This is a genomic window from Paenibacillus hubeiensis (genome assembly GCF_032334105.1).
Classification (GTDB): domain Bacteria; phylum Bacillota; class Bacilli; order Paenibacillales; family Paenibacillaceae; genus Paenibacillus; species Paenibacillus hubeiensis.
On the sequence record NZ_JAVYAE020000048.1, the window covers coordinates 1 to 1033 of the forward strand.

General features: G+C 42.3%; 2 protein-coding genes. Both read right to left on the reverse strand.

Annotated elements, in window-relative coordinates:
- Positions 1-269 precede the first annotated feature (269 nt).
- A complete protein-coding gene (locus RSX24_RS32205; RefSeq protein WP_343262909.1) occupies positions 270-539 on the reverse strand; it encodes a pro-sigmaK processing inhibitor BofA family protein in 270 nt (89 codons plus the stop codon).
- A gap of 37 nt (positions 540-576) precedes the next feature.
- Entirely contained in the window at positions 577-852 is a 276-nt protein-coding gene (locus RSX24_RS32210) for a DUF2508 family protein (RefSeq protein ID WP_236421512.1), read from the reverse strand.
- Positions 853-1033 lie beyond the last annotated feature (181 nt).

The following is a 1033-nucleotide window of genomic DNA, read 5'->3' on the forward strand; positions in this document are numbered from 1 at the left end:
TTTTATACAGTCATACGACATGTACCAAAAACCCTCGCATTACTCACTCGTTGTTCAGTTTTCAAAGATCAAACTTCATTTTCGTTGCCGCCTTTTCGTTAGCGGCGACTTTAATAATATATCATACTTCGTTTGTTTCAGTCAAGCACTTTTTTTGAAGTTTTTTTTCTCAATTCTTCTTTTCAAGAACTGATTTCATTTCAAAATTGCTATCCCTTCCAAGCAAAGCAACGAAATATAATATATCACAGATGAATCACCTCAGTCAACTACCCAAACAAAGAAAATTTTAATCCAAGCAAAAGTCCAATACCAGGCAGTCCCAAAACACTCACAGTTCCAATCGTTGCGGGATTCAACGGGATGTACCATCCTGTGATCCACCCCGAATAATTGATGACGTAAATCGCTACCGCTGACAAAACAAGATGGATGCCAAAGGAGGTCAGCCACGCTATGCCTAATTTCTTCTTTAATAAAATAACGAAGAGCGCAAGCAGCGATAACACCAATATGCTGCCCAATATCATCGTCTTCATACAAATCCCCCCCCATCCGGATTAAATCCTGATTTATTCAGACGCTCATTTCCCTGTCCACTCTTAAAGGTCCATTGACCCCGGCTTGTTTAGCCCTCTTTAAGTGGATCTGGTATTTCCGCTCCGCAGCCTCAAGAACAAAGATCGCATAATCAATCTCATCTTCCCCCTGCGCTTCCTCGAACTGTCTTACCGCACGTTCCCATTCCGCTTTAGCCCGTTCAATATCCAGATAGATCCTTGCCGCCTCTTCTTCTCTTTTGAGATATTCATGTTTCTCGCCGGTTGAACCCTTTTTCCCAAACCATCTCATAAGCCTCTCCTCCTGATCTACCTTGATACATTCATACATATCAGCAGATGGACAAACTTAGAACCGATTTGAGCATTCTTAATGACCCTTTCTAATATTTTACTAAATCAGGACCACCCGTCCAACGGGTGGTTTGCTCTTGGGGTATAACCCCTTGTTGCCAAACTGCGCCTAAAGACGC

Excerpts from the sequence above, each read along its gene's own strand:
- RSX24_RS32205 (WP_343262909.1), bottom strand. The coding sequence starts at position 539 with ATGAAGACGATGATATTGGGCAGCATATTGGTGTTATCGCTGCTTGCG.
- RSX24_RS32210 (WP_236421512.1), bottom strand. The coding sequence starts at position 852 with ATGAGATGGTTTGGGAAAAAGGGTTCAACCGGCGAGAAACATGAATAT.